This window comes from bacterium (genome assembly GCA_035530055.1).
Lineage (GTDB): Bacteria > UBA6262 > WVXT01 > WVXT01 > WVXT01 > WVXT01.
The window spans coordinates 21,673-36,530 of the sequence record DATKVN010000010.1 but is presented as its reverse complement, the minus strand read 5'-3'; the positions used below and the strand labels follow the sequence as shown (position 1 = coordinate 36,530).

Genomic DNA, 14,858 nt, shown 5'->3' with positions numbered 1-14,858 from the left:
CATAAAAGGCTACACTACCCATAAAATTGTAGCTGCAGAGCGATAGCTCTGCTAAAATGAGGCAAAGCTTACGCTTTGCGGCTACAAAAAGAGAAATATGGCTATGAAACATCATTTTATCTTCTTAATTATTTCCATTTTGTTGGTATCCTCTTGCAGCAGTCAAGCACCACCCTTAAAATCGAATTCTCCATACGGAGTCGTAGTCATAGATGACCTCGAAAGAGAAGTGAGATTCAACCATCCTCCACAGAGAATAGTCTCTCTCGACCCCAGCATCACGGAGATACTCTTTGCCCTGGGACTGAATAATGAAATGGTGGGAGTAACAGACTATTGTGACTATCCTGAACAAGCGAGAACTACGCCAAAAGTAGGCGGATACATAAACCCCAACATCGAAGCAATTGCATTACTCGAACCTGACCTGGTAGTGACCACTCTGAAAACCAATACTCCCCGATTAATCCAACAACTGGAAGATTTTGGCATTAAAGTTTTCGTTTTAGACCCTAAAAAGATAGAGGACATTTTTGCTAACATTTCTTCATTAGCAAAGCTAACATATCGAGAAGAAAGAGCAAGAGAACTTTTGCAAGCTTTGAAGAAAAGACTGCACGGAGTTAGGAAAAAAGTCGCTGAAATCTCTCGTCCTGGTGTATTTCTGGGAATGGGAAAAGACCCACTCATATCCGTGGGTCCGGGGAGCTTTGCCCATGATTTAATTGAGATTGCTGGCGGAAGAAATGTAGTTGGTCATTCCTCCTCTAGATACCGTAAATACTCACTGGAAGAGATTCTTTTGGCTGACCCTGAGGTGATTATCATCTGTTCGATGACTCCAGACGATCCCTGTCTCGCTCAAAAAAAATGGTGGAAGAGGTGGACGAATATATCCGCAGTGCGTAATGGTCAAATCTATGTAGTTGAAGCTAATCTGTTAACCAGACCCGGACCGAGAATGATTGAGGGGCTTATGGAAATAGCTAAGGCAATACATCCGGAAATATTTTTGGAGCCACAAAGATGAAAGTTTTAAGTTTAAAAAAATGGCTAATAACTATACTCCTGTTAATAATTCTTCTCATTGTCACCATAATATTTTGTTCTTTTCAAGGCTCAGCGGACATCAAACTTAAGGATTTACTTGAGATATTTTCTAATTCTCCTGGTCAAACTTGGTGGAATACTAAAGCAATAATTCTGTTAAAGGTGCGACTTCCCAGAATACTACTTGCCTGCATGGTAGGGGGAGCGCTTGCTGTTAGTGGTGTGGTTTTGCAAGCTTTGTTGAGAAATCCTTTGGCAGACCCCTATATCCTGGGAGTCTCCAGTGGTTCTGCCCTGGGAGCAATAATCGCTATTCTGCTTGGTTTAAACATTACTATTGGTACCCTACCCTCAATTCCCCTGTTCGGTTTTGCCGGAGGACTACTCACCATCCTTTTTGTTTACCATATCTCGAAAATACACAGGAAAATATCGATTCAAACAATGCTCTTAGTGGGCGTGGTAACCGGGGCCATACTTGCAGCTATTATTATGTTCATCACCTCCATCGCCGGCCCCCACAAGGTGCAGGGAATAATTTTCTGGCTGATGGGTAGCTTGAGTTCACAAGAGTATCCTATGGTGGTGATAGTTTCGTTATATGTGATAGTGGGAATTCTCATACTTCTCTATTATGCTCGCGGTCTCAATCTTTTAGTCTTAGGAGAGGAATCAGCAACTCAGCTCGGTCTGGACGTAGAACGCACCAAAAAGATAGCTTTTATCGGTGCTTCACTAATTACAGGTGCTGCTGTTTCAGTCAGTGGTCTTATAGGGTTCGTGGGTATATTAATTCCTCATCTTATGAGAATGATTATCGGCTCAGACCACAGGCTACTTTTGCCCGCAGCTGGACTATTCGGAAGTATATATCTTATACTTGCCGATACTCTTGCCAGGACGCTCATGGCGCCCACAGAAATTCCCGTAGGAGTGATAACTGCCATATGTGGAGGCCCCTTTTTCATCTATCTTCTCAGGAAAAAGAAGACAATCTTTTTCCATTAATGTCATTGCGAACGAAGTGAAACAATCTCGAGATGGTTGAAAAATGGATGGAGAAAAAATGACTCTGACCCCTTTTTTTAGAGTTAAAGATTTGAGATTTAGGTATGACGAGAGCTGGGTGCTCGATGGTCTCTCTTTTGAGGTAAGAGAGGGAGAGATTCTGGGCATAATAGGACCCAATGGCTCGGGCAAGACAACAATCCTGAGGATACTCTCCAGGGTTTTAATGCCTCAGGAAGGAGAAGTCCATCTCCATGGGAAAAATCTGTTAGCACTGAGCCAAAAAGAGATTGCCCAGATAATCGGAGTCGTTCCCCAAGATACCTATTTCCCTTTCCCATTTACAGTTGGCGAGGTCGTTCTCATGGGAAGGTCACCCTGGCTCTCAGGTTTTGGATTCGAATCAGAAAGAGATTTGCAAATTGCTTCTCAAGCAATGACTCTAACCAACACGCTCAGTTTTAGCAATCGTCTAATTTTCGAACTTTCCGGAGGGGAAAGACAGAGAGTAATAATTGCCCGTGCTTTAGCCCAGAGGTCACAGGTAATGTTGCTCGATGAACCCACTGCGCATCTGGATATAGGATACCAGATAGAGATTTACGATCTCATCAAGAAATTGAATACTGAAAAGAGACTGACTGTAATTATAGTAGCTCACGATTTGAATTTAGCCAGTGAGTACTGCGACCGTTTGATTCTGCTTGATACCGGCAGAATTTATAAAATGGGAAGCCCCAAAGAGGTAATAACTGAAGAGAATCTTTCCAGGGTATACCAGAGCAAAGTTCTTGTGGAAGAGAATCCTGTTACTGGCGCACCCCGGGTAACTTTGCTTAGCAAATTGATGTCCAGAAAGTACCGGGAGAAAAAATTAACCGCCAGAAGTACCCCGAAGGGGTTATCTTGAGGAGGTGTCACAAATTGGAAGAGAAAGGATTAATTCAGATTTATACCGGCGACGGAAAAGGTAAAACTACAGCGAGCATCGGTCAGGCAATAAGGGCAAAAGGACATAAGTTTAAAGTATGCTTTGTTTACTTCTTCAAAAACCTGAAAGATTTCTCTTACGGTGAGGTGGAAGTCCTGAAAGGACTAGGAATAGAAATTGTTAATTTTGTTCCTCAGCATCCCCATTTCTATAAAAATATTCCACCGGAAGGGATAAGAGAAAAATGTCTGAAGGCAATAGAGTCTATTAAGGAAATATTTCAGAAGAACTATGACATGGTAATTTTAGACGAGATACTGATTGCTTTACGGGACGGATTTTTGAAGGAAGAAGAAATTTTGCAGCTTCTGGAGAAGAAACCAGAGTCCTTAGAAATTATTTTAACTGGAAGAGGAGCAACCAAGAAAATTATAAAAAGAGCAGATTTAGTAACCGAGATGAAGAAAATAAAACACCCCTTTCATCGAGGCGTAAAAGAAAGAAGAGGCATCGAATATTAATTGAAAAAGTCCGGAGTCCTGCCGAGAGGGAGGTATATAGGGGACCTTGTTTTCGCAAGGACTCCAGGGTCTTTGGAGTCCTGCCGAGAGGGAGGTATATAGGGGACCTTGCTTTCGCAAGGACTCCAGGGTCTTTGGAGTCCTCCCGAAAGGGAGGTATATAGGGGACCTTGCTTTCGCAAGGACTCCAGGGTCTTTGGAGTCCTCCCGAAAGGGAGGTTGGATTTGTAGGCACAATTTCAAATTGTGCAGCAACCTGTAGCCGCAGAGCGACCGCTCTGCGTTATTGGAAACATTTCTTAAGGGGGTAATCTGGATGTTACTAAGAAAGAAAAATTTAATTTTGATTTCGGCAGCCATTCTACTTGTGGTTGGTCTCGCCTGGCTGGGAAAGGAGTTAAAGGAAGTAAGGGAGAAAGTGGCAGAGGAAAAGAGAGTCTCCTCTGAGAAGATAGAAGAGAGGGAGATAGAGATAGAGATAGAGATAGAGATAGAGAAGGAGAAGGCATTAATTGAGGAAGTCAAGCGTGAAGTTGAAGGGAGACTCAGGGCTAAAGAGGAAGAGAAGAATAGAATGGAACGGGAGCTCAAGAAGAGGGTAGATAAACTTGAATTTGAGAGGACAAGGAGAGAAGAAGAGGCCAATATCTTAAAGGAACAGCTGGAAAAGGACTTAAAAGAAGTGAGGGAGAAAGTGGAAGAGGAGAAGATAGTCTCCTCTCAGAAGATAGAAGAGAGGGAGATAGAGATAGAGAAGGAGAAGGAACATAGAGAGGAACAGGCAGTCTATATGGGGGACATGGGAGTCATCGTAATTACTCCCACCAGGGGCCCCAGAATGCTAAAAGATTTACCCACAAACGTCAGTGTAATCACCAGGAAAGAAATCGCCGAAAGTAACGCTCACAACGTGGGAGAAGTCCTTAAAAACAGATTGGGCGTAGAAGTAAGAAGATATGGAACCTTGGGAGCTCCCTCTTACATTGGGCTTCGGGGTTGTTCCGCATATCAGACACTAGTAATGGTCGATGGTCGCTCTATAAATAGCACCTCAGATGGAATAGCCGACCTGAGCCAATTTTCCATAGACAATATTGAAAGAATAGAAGTTGTGCGCGGTCCTGCCTCAGCCCTCTACGGTGCCAATGCTCTGGGAGGAGTAGTCAATATCATTACCAGAGAAGCAAAAGACGAGAAGGTAACAGCTGATGTAAATTTTGGTTTAGGAAGTTTTGGCACCCAGATAGCTAGATTAAATTTCGGAACAAAAGATACCAATATTAAAACCTACTTTACAATAAGTAACAATACTTCCAACGGCTGGCGGGAAAATAGTGCGTATGACAACCATAATTTTACAGGGAGATTAGCATACAGTGCCGGGAAAATCGGAAATTTTGAACTTAGAGGCGGTTACCATAGAGGAAAACTGGGACTACCCGGTGTTAATTATACGTTTGACTCAAGTACATGGGAAAAAATTATTTTAGAGGAAAAATTCGCATCCGACCCTAACCACAATCAGGAGGACGAGAAAGAATACGCCATTTTAGAATACTCAAATGGAGGAGAAAATTCAAAATTGTTGCTCAAAGCCTATGGCAGTAACGACCAAAGGAGAGACCGAAATCCCGATGAGCTAAGAGATGACCTTCACGAAAATGTTACCCGGGGAGTAGAGACTCAGTTAGATACTCTATACGGGATAACACTCGGTATGGACATTCACCAGGATGAATATAAGCAGAGAAATAAAATCAATTCACAGACCATAATTGGTGAAAGGACCTTAAATGAATCTATCTTTCTCCAGGAGATTCTATCCCTTAAGCCATTGACTACAACAATGGGCCTCCGCTACGACAACCATTCAGCATATGGAGGTCAAATAAATCCCAGTTTCAGTTTGGTCTATCAGCTCTCTCAGCCAGGAGAATCTTTAAAACTTTCGTTCAATCTGGGAAGGGGCTTTCGAGCGCCAACGTTCTGCGATCTATACCAGCCTTACACAGATTATGGTTATCAAGCAGAGGGGAATCCCGATTTGAAGCCAGAAAAGGCCTGGGCTTATGACCTTGGATTTGAACACCAATTAGGGAATTTTTTATTAAGCAGGGTGACCCTATTCGAGACCAACATAGAGGATTTGATAGAGTGGGCAATGGATCCATCTTTTATATGGAGGCCTTCTAACGTCGCCCAAGCCTATAGCCAGGGCGTAGAATTAGAATTTATCCATCAAATTATGTCAGGACTTTCTCAGAGCATAAATTATACCTATATCCGCAGCGCAGGGAAGAAAGAAGGAGAAGATAAGTATGAAATTGCGCCTTATAATCCCCACAATCGAGTCAACTACAGGATTAATTATGCTAACAATTTTGGTTTAAAGTTAAGTTTAGGAACAGAATATGTTGACGAACAATGGAGCGATAGAGGAAAGACAGGGGATAAATTACCAGACTGCTTTTTGCTTAATGCGAGGATTGCTCAAAGAATCAGAAATCTGGAAGCGTATATTTCTCTCGATAACATTCTTGATAAAAAATACCAGACAGTTTTTGGCTATCCAATGCCCGGCAGGAGAATTTTTGCAGGAATCTCCTGGAAATTAGGTTCATAAGTATCTAAATTATTTTATTTTTCCCTTGACAATTAATGAAAAATTATTTATTCTTATAAACATTCCCAATTAAAAATCGGGAAAAGGAGCGTGATAGCTTCTCAATGTCATTGCGAGTCCCGATTGAAAATCGGGACGTGGCAATCTCGAGGTTACAATAGCATACTGCAGAGAATATCTATGAAAAAATTAACCACATCGAAAAAAAGAATAAGTGCAAAAGAAATAAAGAAATTTAAAGAACAACTCCTCCATTTAAAAGAAGAGTTGCTCAAATTAGTCCAGAAAACAACAGAGAACGAAAAAGAGTATCCCAGTGGTGAGGTAGGAGATAGTGTCGACCAGGCAGCCGATTCTTCTGCCCGGGAATTACTTTTTGAACTCAATCATGGTGAAAGGCAAAGATTAGAAGCTATCGAAAGTGCTTTAAAAAATATTGAACAAGGCCATTTTGGAATGTGCGAAAAGTGCGGTAATATAATAACCAAAAAGCGACTGAAAGTAGTTCCCTATGCTCGCTTATGCATCAAATGTAAGGCTAAGATGGAGAAACCAGCTTAAAATATCTATAAGGTAAAAACCTTATGAAGCAGGATTTATAAGTTAATAATCCTGCTTTTTTATTTTTTTTAAACTTATATTCTATCGAAAAGATAAAAAAATGAAACCAAAAATTCTCGGTATGATTATGGCAGGCGGGAAAGGAGAGAGACTTTACCCCCTCACCAAAGATAGAACCAAACCAGCAGTGCCTTTTGGAGGCAAATACCGACTAATCGATTTCGTCCTCAGTAATTTTCTCAATTCAGGTATTTATGCCGTATATGTTCTAACACAATTTAAAGCACAGTCTCTCATTGAGCATCTCCAGGACGGTTGGCAACTGGGACAGGTTATGAGAGACCACTTTATTGTTACCGTTCCTGCCCAGATGCGTTTAGGAGAGAGTTGGTACAGAGGAACTGCTGATGCTATCTATCAGAATTTGAACTTAATTAAACGGGTCAATCCAGATATTGTAGCTGTCTTTGGGGCAGACCACATTTACAGGATGGATATTCGCCAGATGGTGAAATTTCATATCAAAAAGAATACCGCTGTTACTGTAGCCGCTGTTTCCGTTCCTATTAAAGATGCATCACAACTGGGTATTATCAGTGTAGATGAACATGGTCTCATCATTGGCTTTCAGGAAAAGCCCAAAAAGCCCTGCACCATTCCTGGTCGACCTAATGAAGCTTTAGCCTCTCTGGGAAATTACCTTTTCAACACCGACATATTGATAAGTGAACTGAAAGAGGACATCCTAAGAAAAAAGACCAAGCACGATTTCGGGAAGGACATCATTCCTATCCTCTATCAGCAAAAGAAGGTCTTTGCCTACGACTTTAAAGAAAATAGGATTCCCGGTGAGGAAGACTCAAAAGAGACTAGTTACTGGCGCGATATAGGGACAATTGAGAGTTACTATCAAGCAAATATGGACCTTCGCGCTGTCAAACCTTCCTTTAACCTTTACAGTCCTCGCTGGCCAATTAAGACCACCAGTTACACTGAACTTCCACCAGCCAAGTTTGTATTCGATGAACACGGACGGAGAGGTGTAGCATTAAACTCCATCGTCTGTGAAGGCACCATCATTAGTGGTGGAACAGTAAGAGATTCTGTAATAGGCAGAAACGTATTCATCCACAGCTATTCCGAGGTAAACCAGTCAATTCTTATGGACAATGTAGACATCGGAAGGCATGCGCGGATCAAACGCACAATTATCGACAAGAATGTCAAAATTCCCCAAAGAACAGTTATTGGTTATAATTTAGAAGAAGACCGAAAGAAATATCACGTCTCCCCTGAAGGAATTGTAGTCATTCCCCGCACCGAACCCAAAGACTAATATGGAATCCTTGCGAATCACGTAGGGGCGAAATAATTCCGGGGACACAATACTTAATTATCCACCAGTTTCGCCCCACCAGTTCCGTCCCACCAGTTTCCGGGATACAATACTTAATTATTGATTTCTGATACTTGATTTGTTAGAATTATGTCATGGCACGAATAGCACGTATCGTCATACTTAACTATCCTCATCATATTATCCAACGTGGCAATCGCTCTCAGAATGTATTCTTCAGCGACCAAGATAAGAAATCCTACATTAATCTTCTATATAAGCATGCCATAGAAGCTGGTGTAATTTTCTGGGCATATTGTTTGATGGATAATCATGTGCATTTAATAGCTGTCCCCAAGAATGAAGACAGTTTAGCGAGGGGAATAGGTCAGGTACACAGATACTATACCCGCATGATTAATTTCCGTGAAGGGTGGAGGGGATATCTGTGGCAGGGGCGATTTATATCTTATCCATTGGACGAGCAGTATCTTTATGCGGCTGTCCGTTATGTTGAACGGAATCCAGTAAGAGCAGGGTTAGTGAAAAGGGCTGAAGATTACCCTTGGTCGAGTGCGAAAGCTCATGTTCTGAAAGAAAAGGATATTTTACTTTCTGATAACTTTATGCTTTCAGAAATAGAAGACTGGTCATCATATCTTGCTGAAGACGATAGAGACATAGATAGGAATCTCTTCAGAGAACATGCCCGCACCGGTCGACCTTTAGGTGATGATAAATTTATTACTAAACTTGAGGAAATAACCGGAAAGGTATTAAAAAAGGGGAAACCAGGACCCAAGAATAATAATTAAGTATTGTGTCCCCAGAACTCACCCCAGAACTCACAAAATTTACTTTACTTTTATGAATAAACTTGTATAATGTTAGCAAAGGTACAATAAAATGGTTAAACTAAACCACTATATGACTGTCAAACAAGCAGCCAGCTTTCTTGGCGTATCTCCTATGACTTTAAGACGATGGGATAATGAGAAGAAGTTAGAAGCAACTCGCCATCCCATAAACAACTACAGGCTTTATGAGAAGAAACAACTGGAAAAAATCCTAAAGGAGATAGAGACAGGAAAGAAAGGCGCTTGATTTAGTTTTAGTGTAACAACCGGTGTCAAAAAAGTTCCCGAGAGAGGGAAAAGAACGATGTCGGTGAAAAACATAGATAAGATATTACTCTTACTAAAAAAAGAGTATCCCAAAACAAAGATTGCCTTAAATTTTAGCACTCCTTTAGAGATTTTAGTAGCTACAGTTCTTTCTGCCCAATGTACTGATGCGAGAGTAAATATAGTGACTAAATCTCTTTTCAAAAAGTATAGGAAAGTCCAAGATTATGCAAAAGCTAACTTGAAAACTTTTGAACAGGAAATCCGCTCAACAGGATTCTATCGTAATAAAGCAAAAAACATAATATCAACAGCTCAAAAGATTGTAAAAGATTTTAACAGTAAATTACCAGATTCAATGGATAAATTGATACAACTACCTGGAGTAGCCAGAAAAACAGCAAACATAGTGCTTTTTAATGGCTTCGGGAAAGTAGAAGGCATAGCAGTCGATACCCATGTCAGGAGATTAAGCCAGAGGTTAGGGCTTACTAAAAATCAAGACCCCCAGAAGATTGAACAGGATTTAATGAAACTGTTAGATAAAAAAGAATGGGGAAAGTTTAGCTATCTCTTAATTGACCATGGCAGAAAGATTTGTGATGCAAAAAAACCAAAATGCTTAGAATGTATTTTACGAAAACTCTGCCCTTCTAGAAAGGATTCTTATGCCTAAAAAGACGCCTAAAAAATCAAAAAATCTTATCTTTGTAGTCCAGAAACACCAAGCCACACGTCTCCATTACGATTTCCGTCTGGAAAAAGGTGATGTATTAAAAAGCTGGGCCATTCCCAAAGAACCGCCAACAAAAAAAAGCGTCAAACGATTAGCCATTCAGGTTGAAGACCATTCGTTAGGATATGAGGATTTTGAAGGTGAGATAGCCGAAGGACTGTATGGTGCAGGAACAGTAGAAATATGGGATAAAGGATATTATGAGCCGATAAAGTTCCAGGCTAAAGAAATAACCTTTGAATTAAAAGGCAAGAAATTAAAAGGGACTTATTGCTTAATAAAGATACAACCCAAAAATCCCCAAGACAAAAACTGGCTCCTCTTCAAAAAGAAAACTATTAGACGTTAAACAAAAAATCAGAATGTCAAAAGAACAATGGTCAAGACAAAAATAATCTGTACAATAGGACCTGCAAGCGACAATGTAACCGTCTTGAGAAATATGATGCTCGCTGGTATGGATGTAGCCAGACTTAATTTTTCCCATAGAAACCATGCCAGTCATAAATATTGTATAAATTTGATTAGAGAGTTAAATAAGAAATATAGACGCCATATAAAAATATTACAGGACCTGGAGGGTTATCGTATAAGAGTTGGCAGGTTCAAACATAAAAAGAGTATCGAATTGAAAAAAAGACAACAGGTCTTCCTGACTAATCAGGATGTATTAGGAGAAAAAAATATAATACCGTTTGATTATGAAAGCTCTTTAGATAATATAAAGCCAGGGAATTACATATACATAGATGACGGCAACATTGCTCTAATTGTAAAATCAAGGACAAAAAAATATCTCAAGGCAGAGGTGATTATTCCTGGGTCTTTGAAGGAAAACAAAGGAATTAACATTCCCGATGTATCCTTAAGGTTTAAAGGATTAACTAATAAAGATAGAATCGATATCCAATTCGGTATAAAAAACAAAGTAGATTATATTGCACAATCTTTTGTAAGAAATAAAAACGATATTATTCAAATAAAAGATTTAGTTAAACCCAACCTCCCGAACTGCAACATAATTGCCAAGATTGAAAATCGGCAGGGTATTAAGAATATTGATGAGATAATAGATGTCTCCGATGGAATTATGATAGCGCGGGGGGATATGGGAGTATCAATTCCAATCTATGAAATCCCTGTTGTCCAGAAACTGATAATCAAAAAATGTAACCAGGCAAAGAAGTTCGTCATTACGGCTACACAAATGCTTGAAAGTATGGTAGAAAATTTAAGGCCTGCCAGAGCTGAAGTCACAGATGTTGCCAACGCAGTATTAGATGGCTCTGATTTTGTTATGCTTTCAGCAGAAACTGCTATAGGTCAACATCCCGTTGAAGTAGTAAAGATGATGAACCAGATACTGAAATTTACTGAAACGTCATTTAAGGAAAATGGATCCCTTAGAAAAAACATATTTTAACCCGGGAAAGGCATCTGTTCCCAAAATACGAAAGCAAGGGAAAAGAATTGCTTATTTTTCTATGGAGATAGGCATTGATTCTAAAATTCCTACCTATAGCGGTGGCTTGGGAATTTTAGCTGGGGATACAATCAAATCGTGTGCTGATTTAAGCGTTCCTCTGGTTGCAATTACCCTATTGTATAGAAAAGGATACTTTTATCAAAAGCTGGATGACCAGGGTCAGCAACAGGAGTTACCATGTGAATGGAATCCCAAAGATTTATTGACACTCTTACCCAAAAAAGTAAGTGTTACCATAGAAAATAGACCCGTTTTTATCCAGGCATGGCAGTACAGGGCAACTGGTGTCACTGGATATTGTGTGCCTGTCATCTTCTTAGATACGGATATTGACCAGAATAGTGATTATGACCGGAGTCTTACTGATTATCTATACGGTGGAGATGAAAAGTATAGGCTCGCCCAGGAAATTATCCTGGGTATTGGCGGAGTAAGGATACTTAAAGAATTAGGATACCATCGAATTAGTCGGTATCATATGAATGAAGGACACGCAAGCTTATTGACCCTTGAACTCTTAAATGAAAGAAAAAGAAATCATGAACCAATATGGGATATTGATAGGGTAAAAAGAATGTGTGTGTTTACCACACATACACCTGTTCCTGCAGGGCACGACCAATTTTCTTACGACTTGGTCAGGCAAGTTCTGGGCGAATCTATGCCCGTCGATTTTTTAAAAAATATCGGAGGGGAAGACAGGTTAAATATGACGCTTCTTGCATTGAATTTGAGCCATTATGTAAATGGTGTTGCTAAGGAACATGGTAAAGTTTCCCGGGAGATGTTTCCCGGTTACCATATTGATTCTATCACTAATGGGACACATACAAACACATGGGTCTGTGAAAGTCTTAAAAGGTTATACGATAAGTATATTCACGGTTGGATGAATGACCCTTTCAGTCTTCGGTATGCCTTAAGTATTCCCAAAGAGGAAATATGGAATGCTCATCAGGAGGCAAAAAAGAAACTTTTAGACTATGTTAATGAGAAAATGAATGCAGGCATGGATTATGACACACTTACGATTGGGTTTGCACGAAGGGCTACTGCATATAAAAGGGCGGATTTAGTTTTCTTTGATACGAACAGGTTAGTCAATATTTCTCAAAGCGTTGGTAAGATTCAACTGATTTTTGCTGGTAGGGCGCACCCCAGAGATTGGCCTGGAAAAGAACTGATAAAAAGAATTGTTTCTGTGTCGAAAGAACTAAAAGACAGTATTAAAATAGTTTATCTTGAAAATTATGATATGGAACTGGGTAAGATGCTTATTTCCGGAGTTGATTTATGGCTTAATACTCCTCGAAAACCCCGAGAAGCTTCAGGAACATCTGGTATGAAAGCAGCGCACAACGGTATTCCCAGTTTGAGCATTTTAGATGGATGGTGGATTGAAGGATGTATTGAAGGTCTTACTGGATGGTCAATCGGTTCAGCTTCGGATATAGAGAGTGTTGATGAAAGGAATGCTCATTCTCTCTATGAAAAGTTACAAAAAGTAATCATTCCTCTATTTTATAACAACCGTGATAACTGGGTTGATATTATGCGGCACTCAATTGCCATCAATGCTTCTTTTTTCAATACCCATCGAATGGTGCAGCAGTATGTTTTAGATGCGTATTCGTATTAATCCGGGTTGCAGGAGACCGGTCGGCTTTTTGTGTTTGGCGTCCTGAACCTTCGGGGCCAAACACTTTGCATCCTCAATCTCGCAAAAATTGTAAATAAAATTTATTTTTATTATTGCTAATATAACTGGAGGAAAAGATGAATATTATGAACACAAGTAATCCTGTACATCCACTTAAGTCTCAAGCTAAAGTTTTATTATCCAGCGTATTTGGCCCCTACGCACAAGACGATGAATATGGAAGCCGAAAGATTAACCCGATGGAACTTTATCATAACCAGGTTACTCGGGAGCAAGGTCCTTTTTCTCTTCGCCTGTTCCATCGTTCATTTGGATTGATGCTGCTTCAGGCAAACATTGATGCGCCATGTACGCTTTTAGATTTTCCTACCCTCGACCGTTTTACCAATGAAATCCAAAGCCATTCTTATGATATTGTTGGAATTAGTTCAATTATTCCCAATATCGGGAAGGCAAAAAAGATGTGTGAGGTGATACGCAAATACTTACCTAAGGCAACGATTGTTGTGGGCGGGCATATTGCCAGTATACCCAATATTCATAATATCATTGATGCGGATTATATTGTCAAAGGAGAAGGTGTCAGCTGGTTTCGAAGGTTCCTGGGACAGGATGAAAACGTTTCAGTAAGACATCCAATAGTTCTTTCTGCATTTGGCGGCCGTATTTTTGGTATAACTCTTTCAAAAAGAAATACCGCTGCAATTTTAATACCATCAGTAGGATGCCCGGTGGGCTGTAATTTTTGTTCCACTTCTGCCCTATTTGGTGGTAAGGGGAAATTCATAAACTTTTATGAAACTGGAGATTCTCTTTTTTCCATTATGTGTCAGATTGAAAAAGAGCTCAAGAGTCGGTCTTTCTTCATCCTTGATGAAAACTTTCTTCTACATCATAAAAGAGCATTAAGGTTGTTAGAATTAATGGAACAGCACAATAAGAGTTGGTCTTTGTTCGTTTTCAGTTCTGTCAAGGCTCTGAAATTTTATACAGTCAAACAGCTGGTGGGTTTGGGAATTTCCTGGGTATGGATAGGACTGGAAGGTGAGAACAGTCAGTATGCAAAGCTTAAAGGGATAGATACCCACTCGTTTGTACAAGATATGCAATCACATGGCATTCGCGTTATGGGGTCAACTATTATCGGTTTAGAAAACCATACTACGGAAAACATTGATCAAATTATAGATTGGGCAGTTAGTCATGATACGGACTTCCACCAGTTTATGCTGTACATCCCGGCTCCTGGCACGCCTCTTCATGAACAGCTCCTGAAGGAAGGAAGTCTTTTGTCTGAAGAAGAATGTCCCACCGCAGATAGACACGGTCAATACCGCTTTAATTATCGCCATAAGCACATTTACAATGGTCAGGAAACCGAGTTTCTTCTCAGAGCCTTTCGTCAGGACTTCGAGATAAACGGTCCCAGCATTGCCCGAATGATTCGAACCATGCTAATAGGATGGAAAAGATACAAAAACCATCCGGATCCACGTATTCGTAATCGTTTTGAATGGGAGATTAAAAAATCCATCGATTATTATACGGGAGCAGTTTGGGCGATAAAAAAATGGTACAGGAAAGACGAACTTATGTCGAAGAAAATCATCTCACTTCTTCAAGATTTATACAAGGAGTTCGGTTGGAAAACCAGGATAATGGCTTCACTATTGGGCAGAGGGCTATACTTTGCTATGAAAAGAGAGGCAAAAAAACTTGCTAACGGTCAGGTTTATGAGCCTTCTACATTTTATGAAAAAAACGCCAAAGCGCTGAAGGAATAGCAGACTTCAGTCTGCGTTTGAAACGGTAGCCGCAGGCT

General features: G+C 40.2%; 14 protein-coding genes. All 14 read left to right on the top strand.

From position 1 onward, the window contains the following. The first annotated feature begins 103 nt into the window (after window positions 1–103). Window positions 104–1,030: a cobalamin-binding protein gene (locus tag VMW39_01295; protein HUW22656.1), complete on the top strand. Its 927-nt coding sequence runs from the start codon at window positions 104–106 to the stop codon at window positions 1,028–1,030. Then, window positions 1,027–2,058 (top strand): iron ABC transporter permease, encoded by a 1,032-nt coding sequence (locus VMW39_01290; protein ID HUW22655.1) that lies wholly within the window; start codon window positions 1,027–1,029, stop codon window positions 2,056–2,058. The genes VMW39_01295 and VMW39_01290 overlap by 4 nt, the downstream gene beginning before the upstream one ends. Window positions 2,059–2,116: 58 nt before the next feature. Further along, window positions 2,117–2,968: a heme ABC transporter ATP-binding protein gene (locus VMW39_01285; protein ID HUW22654.1), complete on the top strand. Its 852-nt coding sequence runs from the start codon at window positions 2,117–2,119 to the stop codon at window positions 2,966–2,968. A 14-nt stretch (window positions 2,969–2,982) separates the two neighbouring features. Continuing rightward, a complete protein-coding gene (locus tag VMW39_01280; GenBank protein ID HUW22653.1) occupies window positions 2,983–3,510 on the top strand; it encodes a cob(I)yrinic acid a,c-diamide adenosyltransferase in 528 nt (175 codons plus the stop codon). A 316-nt stretch (window positions 3,511–3,826) separates the two neighbouring features. Beyond that, on the top strand, window positions 3,827–6,133 hold the full coding sequence (locus tag VMW39_01275; GenBank protein ID HUW22652.1) for a TonB-dependent receptor: 2,307 nt from the start codon (window positions 3,827–3,829) through the stop codon (window positions 6,131–6,133). A 180-nt stretch (window positions 6,134–6,313) separates the two neighbouring features. Continuing rightward, complete coding sequence (locus VMW39_01270) at window positions 6,314–6,694, top strand: TraR/DksA family transcriptional regulator (protein ID HUW22651.1); 381 nt, start codon at window positions 6,314–6,316, stop codon at window positions 6,692–6,694. Between the two features lie 100 nt (window positions 6,695–6,794). Next, window positions 6,795–8,030, top strand: a complete 1,236-nt coding sequence (gene glgC, locus VMW39_01265; protein ID HUW22650.1) for a glucose-1-phosphate adenylyltransferase — start codon at window positions 6,795–6,797, stop codon at window positions 8,028–8,030. A gap of 155 nt (window positions 8,031–8,185) precedes the next feature. Further along, a complete protein-coding gene (locus tag VMW39_01260; GenBank protein HUW22649.1) occupies window positions 8,186–8,845 on the top strand; it encodes a transposase in 660 nt (219 codons plus the stop codon). A 91-nt stretch (window positions 8,846–8,936) separates the two neighbouring features. Further along, on the top strand, window positions 8,937–9,134 hold the full coding sequence (locus tag VMW39_01255; protein ID HUW22648.1) for a helix-turn-helix domain-containing protein: 198 nt from the start codon (window positions 8,937–8,939) through the stop codon (window positions 9,132–9,134). A 57-nt stretch (window positions 9,135–9,191) separates the two neighbouring features. Next, entirely contained in the window at window positions 9,192–9,830 is a 639-nt protein-coding gene (gene nth / locus VMW39_01250) for an endonuclease III (GenBank protein HUW22647.1), read from the top strand. Further along, on the top strand, window positions 9,823–10,239 hold the full coding sequence (locus VMW39_01245; protein ID HUW22646.1) for a DNA polymerase ligase N-terminal domain-containing protein: 417 nt from the start codon (window positions 9,823–9,825) through the stop codon (window positions 10,237–10,239). Before nth ends, VMW39_01245 begins: the two co-directional genes overlap by 8 nt. 27 nt (window positions 10,240–10,266) lie before the next feature. Beyond that, window positions 10,267–11,313, top strand: a complete 1,047-nt coding sequence (gene pyk, locus VMW39_01240; GenBank protein ID HUW22645.1) for a pyruvate kinase — start codon at window positions 10,267–10,269, stop codon at window positions 11,311–11,313. Then, window positions 11,285–13,015 carry an alpha-glucan family phosphorylase gene (glgP, locus tag VMW39_01235; GenBank protein ID HUW22644.1) on the top strand — a complete coding sequence of 577 codons (1,731 nt, stop codon included), beginning with the start codon at window positions 11,285–11,287 and terminating at the stop codon, window positions 13,013–13,015. Before pyk ends, glgP begins: the two co-directional genes overlap by 29 nt. Window positions 13,016–13,152: 137 nt before the next feature. After that, on the top strand, window positions 13,153–14,820 hold the full coding sequence (locus VMW39_01230; protein HUW22643.1) for a cobalamin-dependent protein: 1,668 nt from the start codon (window positions 13,153–13,155) through the stop codon (window positions 14,818–14,820). The last annotated feature ends 38 nt before the right edge of the window (window positions 14,821–14,858 follow it).

What these genes read in the sequence shown, in the direction of transcription:
- VMW39_01295 (HUW22656.1), top strand. Translation starts at nt 104, where the DNA reads ATGAAACATCATTTTATCTTCTTAATTATTTCCATTTTGTTGGTATCC.
- VMW39_01290 (HUW22655.1), top strand. Translation starts at nt 1,027, where the DNA reads ATGAAAGTTTTAAGTTTAAAAAAATGGCTAATAACTATACTCCTGTTA.
- VMW39_01285 (HUW22654.1), top strand. Translation starts at nt 2,117, where the DNA reads ATGACTCTGACCCCTTTTTTTAGAGTTAAAGATTTGAGATTTAGGTAT.
- VMW39_01275 (HUW22652.1), top strand. Translation starts at nt 3,827, where the DNA reads ATGTTACTAAGAAAGAAAAATTTAATTTTGATTTCGGCAGCCATTCTA.
- VMW39_01270 (HUW22651.1), top strand. Translation starts at nt 6,314, where the DNA reads ATGAAAAAATTAACCACATCGAAAAAAAGAATAAGTGCAAAAGAAATA.
- glgC (HUW22650.1), top strand. Translation starts at nt 6,795, where the DNA reads ATGAAACCAAAAATTCTCGGTATGATTATGGCAGGCGGGAAAGGAGAG.
- VMW39_01260 (HUW22649.1), top strand. Translation starts at nt 8,186, where the DNA reads ATGGCACGAATAGCACGTATCGTCATACTTAACTATCCTCATCATATT.
- VMW39_01255 (HUW22648.1), top strand. Translation starts at nt 8,937, where the DNA reads ATGGTTAAACTAAACCACTATATGACTGTCAAACAAGCAGCCAGCTTT.
- nth (HUW22647.1), top strand. Translation starts at nt 9,192, where the DNA reads ATGTCGGTGAAAAACATAGATAAGATATTACTCTTACTAAAAAAAGAG.
- VMW39_01245 (HUW22646.1), top strand. Translation starts at nt 9,823, where the DNA reads ATGCCTAAAAAGACGCCTAAAAAATCAAAAAATCTTATCTTTGTAGTC.
- pyk (HUW22645.1), top strand. Translation starts at nt 10,267, where the DNA reads ATGGTCAAGACAAAAATAATCTGTACAATAGGACCTGCAAGCGACAAT.
- glgP (HUW22644.1), top strand. Translation starts at nt 11,285, where the DNA reads ATGGATCCCTTAGAAAAAACATATTTTAACCCGGGAAAGGCATCTGTT.
- VMW39_01230 (HUW22643.1), top strand. Translation starts at nt 13,153, where the DNA reads ATGAATATTATGAACACAAGTAATCCTGTACATCCACTTAAGTCTCAA.